We start from the raw sequence: 6823 nt of genomic DNA on the forward strand, positions 1-6823 counted from the left end.
ACAAAAGAAATTATTACCTTTGGTGAGTTACTTGAGAGATGGAAAAAGGAAGGTAAAGAAGAAGGAATTGAGGAAGGAAAAAGAGAAGGGCAATTCCTCGAGCGGAGAAAGATGGCACAAAAAATGGCGAATGCAGGTTTAGACATAGAAACGATTATTTCTTTAACCGGTTTTTCGGATGATGAGATAAAGCAGATTTTAAAAGAAGGCTGAACCGTGTCGATTATAAATCTTCCCTAGCCATTATTACGTCCGTTTATTTAAGCAGAGGGTCGGTTAAACCTATGTGTCGGTCCTGAAACCTCTTCTAAGCCCATACTCAAAGATCGTTTCGGATTCAAGTAGCGACCCCACCTTAGCAATTTTCTATTCCTCTAAATCTTTGAAGTGGGGTCTTGTATCTGACAATTTGCTTTTAACACCGTTCCGCTTTCGGTTTAGAAAAATTACCCGTTCAATCCATATTTCTTCATTTTATTATATAATGTCACCCGCGATATCCCTAATTTTTTTGCTGCTTTTGATTTATTGCCGTTGGACCAACTTATAGCTTCTTCAATCAACCTCCTTTCCATCTCTTCTTTCCCCGGAAAGGAATCGGTAATTTCGATTTGGGGCGGATTGGTTTCTTGAACCATATTTTGAAAATAACTTGAAAGATCTTCTTTATCCACCGTCTGTTTCTCTGATAAAATCACAATTCGCTCACATAAATTACGTAATTCACGGATATTTCCCGGCCATTGGTACTGATGAAGCATTTGGAGGGCATCGTGTTTGACAATCGGGACCGGCACTTGATATTTATTTGCAAATTGCTTCAAAAAAAATTCTATCAACTCCGGGATATCCCCAGCCCTGTTACGCAGGGGAGGCATCGTAAGCTGGATGACATTTAGCCGATAAAATAAATCTTCTCGGAATTTTTTCTCTTGGATAAGGCGCTCCAAATTTTGATTCGTTGCGGCAATAAAGCGGACATTCACTTTTTTTCCTTTTGAATCACCAATTCGGTAGATCCAGTTTTCTTGCAGAACACGAAGAAGTTTTACTTGCATGTCCAATGGAAGTTCCCCTACTTCATCAAGGAAAAGTGTCCCCCCATCGGCCATTTCAATCTTTCCTGCCTTGCCATTTTTTTCCGCTCCAGTAAAGGCCCCTCCTTCATATCCGAATAATTCACTTTCAAATAAAGAGTTTGGGATGGCTCCACAATTAACCGGTATAAAAGGACCGTTTTTTCTGGAACTGGATTCGTGAATGGCCCGGGCACAAATTTCTTTTCCCGTTCCGCTTTCCCCAAGGATTAAGGTCGTGGCATCGGTTTTTGCCGCTTTGCTGGCAATTTGGATCGTATCTTGCAGGGCCTTGCTTTTTCCAACCATTTTTGAGAAAGGGTTTTCATCTCTGTCTGTAATAACCTTTTGCCTTAACTCATTCAGCTCGGCTGTTGTCATGACAAGATTATCGTTCAGTTTTACAATTTGGGTAATGTCCCGTTCCACAGACACCGCACCAATCAACTCGTTTTGATTATTGAATATAGGTGAGGCATTAATAACGACATGCTTACCTTTACGCGGACGGTGGTAAGTGTTTCTTACAGGTTTCTTTGTTATTAAAACTTTTAACACCATTAAATCCTCATCATGAAAAAAATTGGTAATATCCTTGTTTAAGATTTGGTCTTTTTCAATGTTGTATGTGTGCACAGCCGACTCATTCCAGAAAATGACTTTCTTGTCCTTGTTAATAATTGTGATGGCATCTTCCTCGGTTGACAATAAAGTTTCTAATATATTTCTTTCATTCGACATTTTTCTCCCCCTCCCCCTTTACATTGTAAATTAATTTTACACTTTCCTTTACACCTTTGTAAAGAAAGTTTACACTTTACCTCTTTTTGTCTGCAAATCTATTTTCTAAAAATCTCATTTTATAGCAGTTTTGTGACAAATACAAAGAGATATAAAAGTTGGCATACCTCTTGCATAATTAAATTAGGAGTTGACGATTTGTGTCGACTTTTCACAGTGGTGGCGGTATTGTGTCTTGATATTTGCCGCCCATAAGTACAGGTGGCCACTGTTAAGAATGGCAGACTGAAGGAAAAGTTCTGCTGTTGAATGCTTTCTTCACGAAAATAAATAAGGGGAGGAATGATTTTTATGGTTTTACCTTTCAAACATGAACCTTTAACGGATTTTACAGACGTGGCAAATATAAAAGAATTCGAAGCTGCCTTGAAAAAAGTTGAAGGAGAACTGGGAAAAGAATACCCTTTAGTAATTAATGGTGAACGAATTTATACAGATGACAAACTCGTTTCCGTAAATCCAGGCAATAAAGCACAAGTTATTGGGAAAGTATCCAAAGCAACGAAAGAACATATTGATCAAGCAATGAATGCCGCTCTTGAAGCGTTTCAAACTTGGAGAAAAATGACACCGTTTGCCCGGGCGAATGTACTGTTTAAAGCGGCTGCCATTACCCGGAGAAGAAAACACGAAATCTCCGCATGGCTTGTTTATGATGCAGGCAAACCATGGGATCAAGCCGATGCCGACACAGCGGAAGGAATTGACTTTTTAGAATATTACGCCCGGCAAATGCTTGAGCTGGCAAAAGGGAAGCCGATGAATCACCGGCAAAACGAGCATAACGATTTCTTCTATCAACCCATGGGCCCTGGTGTTGTTATTCCGCCTTGGAATTTCGCCTTTGCTATTGTTTGCGGAACGACGGTTGCACCGATTGTAGCCGGTAACCCGGTATTACTGAAACCTTCAGAAAATACTCCTGTTATTGCTTACAAGCTCGTTGAAATTTTGGAAGAAGCCGGTCTTCCTAAAGGAGTGCTTAATTTTGTTCCCGGTGATCCTTTAGAAATAGGCGATTACTTAGTCGATCATAAGGAAACAAGATTCATTAACTTTACGGGATCCCGTGCAACCGGAGTCCGAATTTTTGAGCGGGCAGCTGTAGTCCAAGAAGGGCAAAAACATTTAAAACGAGTGATTGCTGAAATGGGAGGCAAAGATACGATTATTGTTGACGATGATAGCGATCTTGACCTGGCTGCGGATGCCATTGTTTACTCGGCTTTTGCCTTCTCCGGTCAAAAATGCTCAGCCTGCTCAAGAGTCGTAGCCCACGAAAATGTATATGAAGAATTGTTGGAAAAAGTTGTCGCTCTTACGAAACAACTTTCCATTGGCAGTCCATCTGAAGGTAATATTTACGTTGGTCCGGTTATCAATCAAAAACAATTTGACAAAATTAAAGATTATATTGAAACAGGAAAATCGGAAGGAAAACTTGTTTATGGCGGAGAAGCAGATGATTCAAAAGGTTATTTTGTTCATCCAACGATTTTCAAAGACCTGGATCCAAATGCACGAATCATGCAAGAGGAAATTTTCGGACCGGTTGTGGCCTTTACAAAAGCGAAAAACTTTGATGAAATGCTTGAAATTGCCAATAACACCGACTACGGTTTAACAGGAGCCGTCATTTCCAGAAATCGGGAACATTTAGAACGTGCCCGTTATGAATTCCACGTTGGCAATCTTTATTTTAACCGTGGATGTACTGCGGCGATCGTTGGTTACCAACCTTTTGGCGGTTTTAAAATGTCCGGAACCGATTCAAAAGCAGGAGGTCCCGATTATTTACAACATTTTATGGAAGCAAAAGTTGTTTCTGAAATGTTTTAATCTACTATTTGGAAAGGGACTGTCTAAATCAAGATGAGCCTCATAGCTAAAGCTTATGTTGAATAGCAACTTTTAAAAAACAGCCCCTTTCCGAAACCTGTTTGTTAGAAAGAGGGAAAACAAAATGACGAATTTGACAAAAAATTTCTTTTACAGTTTATCCCAAAACAAATTATTAAATGAATCCGCTAAAAAGTGGGGATTTAAATTCGGTGCCGATAAGTTTGTGGCAGGAACCGACTTAAATAGCGTGACAAAAACAATTAAAAAATTGAATCGTTACGGTATTAGCGGAACCGTTGACAATCTTGGGGAATTTGTATCAGACCAGCAAGAAGCAATGAGAGCGACAAACAATATCATCCGTCTTCTTAATCGAATTAACGAAGAAAATTTAGATTGTCACGTCTCCGTAAAATTAACGCAGCTTGGCCTTGATATAGATGAGCAATTTTGTATCGACAATATGAAGAAAATTATGGAAACAGCTTCAGAATTCGGGATTTTTGTGAATATTGACATGGAAGATTTTTCCCGTTATGAGCAGACACTTCGCATTCTTCAAACATTACGGGAAGAGTTTGAAAATGTGGGAACGGTTATGCAAGCTTATTTATATCGAGCAGAAGAAGACCTCGAACAATTGAAAGACGTTCGAATTCGTCTTGTAAAAGGGGCATACAAAGAAAGTGAAGCGGTTGCATACCAATCAAAAACTGAAATTGACCGAAACTATCTTAAACTGGCAAAAAAACGTCTTTTAGGGGATGCATTTACCTCGATTGCAACCCATGATCACAATATTATCAATGAATTGAAAGCGTTTATTAAAGAAAATAATATTAGCCATGATAAATTCGAATTCCAAATGTTATACGGTTTTCGCACAGAATTACAATATAATTTAGCTGCGGAGGGTTATCGATTCTGTACGTATATCCCTTTTGGAACGGACTGGTTCGGCTATTATATGCGCCGCTTGGCTGAACGTCCGCAAAACATAAACCTGATTGTCAAGGATGTATTTTATGATAGCAATAACAAGCTGAAGAAAAAACCGCTTGTCATTGCGGCAGGGGCTGCTACATTCCTTTGCCTATTAAGAAAAAGAAAAAACAGCGGAAAGTAGTAAGACATTGATATATTTTTATAAAAGAATAGTGATTGAGTATTTCATATTCGTAGTTAACAATAAAAACAGATCCTGCAAGGCTTTTTTTCGGGTCTTGCAGTGATCTATTCCTTTTTGAAAAGGAAAAAATGAAACGAACAAAGGGCTTCTTTGAAAACACCTCATAGTTTGGAAATATTATTCAGAAAAAACAAAAATATCCTAATGTTTATGTGATTATATATCATATAATAAACGACACTCAAAAAGCACATATTTTAAAAACTTTTGCCTCTACTTAATACAACACCTTTTGTTGTACAAATGATAATTAATACTATATCTAGTGTATTTTTTGTGCACAACCTTTTTGGGTGACCATCAGCAAATCATTCATCAAAGGAGAGATAATATGACGGATACTATGTATCAACTATTGGCGGTTATCATTTACTTCCTCGGAATGATCGGAATTGGCTTTTATGCGTACCGCCGTATTTTCAATTTAAATGATTATATGTTGGGGGGAAGAAGTCTCGGTCCCGCAGTTTCAGCACTGAGCGCCGGGGCGGCTGATATGTCCCAATGGTTATTGATGGGCCTTCCCGGAGCGATTTATGTTTCCGGTCTCGTTGAAGGCTGGATTGCCATTGGACTTACGATCGGTGCTTGGTTAAACTGGAGGCTTGTTGCTCCACGCCTACGCGTATACACCCATGTATCAAATGATTCTATTACGATTCCAAGTTTTTTTGATAATCGCTTTAAGGAAAATGCAAAAATATTACGTATAGTAACAGGAATTATCATCTTAGTCTACTTTACATTCTATGTATCTTCCGGACTTGTCGCAGGGGGCGTATTTTTTGAAAGTTCTTTCGGTTATAATTACCATTTAGGTCTTCTTGTCGTTGGAGGAGTTATCGTGCTTTATACGTTATTTGGGGGCTTCCTTGCTGTAAGTTACACTGATTTTGTTCAAGGTACGATTATGTTCCTTGCCCTTGTTTCGGTACCTATTATCGGAGTATTTGTCACAGGTGGAATCGGTGAAACGATTGAAACCATTAAATCTTTTGATCCGAATTTATTAAGTTTAACCGCAACAGCTACGGCAACAGGGATTATCTCATCTCTGGCATGGGGCCTGGGTTATTTTGGGCAGCCTCATATTATTGTGCGTTTCATGGCCATCAAGTCTGCCAAAGAAATTAAGCAAGCACGCAGAATTGGGATAGGCTGGATGATTTTAACGTTGGCAGGTGCAGCGGCTACAGCGTTAGTAGGTGTTGCTTATTTCCAACAACACGCCGATGTGAAATTAATAGATTCTGAGGCGGTCTTTATACAAATGGGACAAATTTTATTCCACCCATTCATCGCCGGGATTCTCCTATCCGCCGTCCTTGCAGCTATTATGAGTACTGTTTCTTCACAGTTAATCGTGACCTCTTCTGCTTTGGTGGAAGATATTTATAAAGCGATCTTTAAATCAGATGCAGATCAAAAAACCTATATTTTCCTAGGGAGAATCGCGGTTCTCGTGATCGCAATTATTGCCGGAATTTTCGCTTGGGAGAAATCTGACACGATTTTGAACTTGGTTGCTTTTGCATGGGCCGGATTTGGTGCAGCATTTGGGCCAACTGTGCTTCTTTCCCTATATTGGAGGAAATTTACAAGTCAAGGTGCCCTCTCAGGAATGATCATCGGAGCAATTACTGTTTTCGTATGGGGCAATTCATTCCTTTCAGAGTACCTCTATGAGATCGTACCGGGATTCATCTTGAACCTGATTGTTGCCGTTCTTGTTAGTAAAATGACGTATAAATCAATTCCGGAAGTGGAAAAAGAGTTTGATGAGACATTGCGGTTATTAAAGGAAGAGCACGAATAAAGGTTAAATTCAATCAGTAGGAGAATCGACATTCCCCTACTGATTTCATCAAAAATCGGCAAGGATACCCCAACTTCAATCGTGTGTAGGGCGACAGCC

At 39.4% G+C, this 6823-nt stretch carries 4 protein-coding genes and 1 pseudogene; 4 read left to right on the forward strand and 1 reads right to left on the reverse strand.

The genetic code is table 11. From position 1 onward, the window contains the following. Window positions 1-213: pseudogene (locus tag LIZ98_RS16270) on the forward strand (RpnC/YadD family protein); the annotation flags it as partial. Window positions 214-446: 233 nt separating this feature from the next. On the opposite strand, the gene LIZ98_RS16275 reads toward LIZ98_RS16270, so the two are convergent. After that, window positions 447-1817 (reverse strand): sigma-54 interaction domain-containing protein, encoded by a 1371-nt coding sequence (locus LIZ98_RS16275; RefSeq protein WP_034772915.1) that lies wholly within the window; start codon window positions 1815-1817, stop codon window positions 447-449. A gap of 351 nt (window positions 1818-2168) precedes the next feature. Here LIZ98_RS16275 and pruA point away from each other — a divergent pair, with 351 nt between their 5' ends. The 3 genes from pruA (at window position 2169) to putP (ending at window position 6724) form a co-directional block, all read left to right on the forward strand. Beyond that, on the forward strand, window positions 2169-3716 hold the full coding sequence (gene pruA, locus LIZ98_RS16280) for an L-glutamate gamma-semialdehyde dehydrogenase (RefSeq protein ID WP_227140266.1): 1548 nt from the start codon (window positions 2169-2171) through the stop codon (window positions 3714-3716). 124 nt (window positions 3717-3840) lie between these two features. Continuing rightward, the gene (locus tag LIZ98_RS16285) at window positions 3841-4845 is read left to right on the forward strand and encodes a proline dehydrogenase family protein (RefSeq protein WP_227140267.1); all 1005 of its coding nucleotides are present in this window, start codon (window positions 3841-3843) and stop codon (window positions 4843-4845) included. Window positions 4846-5239: 394 nt separating this feature from the next. After that, window positions 5240-6724, forward strand: coding sequence for a sodium/proline symporter PutP (gene putP / locus LIZ98_RS16290; RefSeq protein ID WP_227140268.1), 1485 nt, complete (start codon window positions 5240-5242; stop codon window positions 6722-6724). Window positions 6725-6823: the final 99 nt, after the last annotated feature.

Origin of the sequence: Caldibacillus sp. 210928-DFI.2.18, assembly GCF_020554505.1 — a bacterium.
Lineage (GTDB): Bacteria > Bacillota > Bacilli > Bacillales > Caldibacillaceae > Caldifermentibacillus > Caldifermentibacillus hisashii.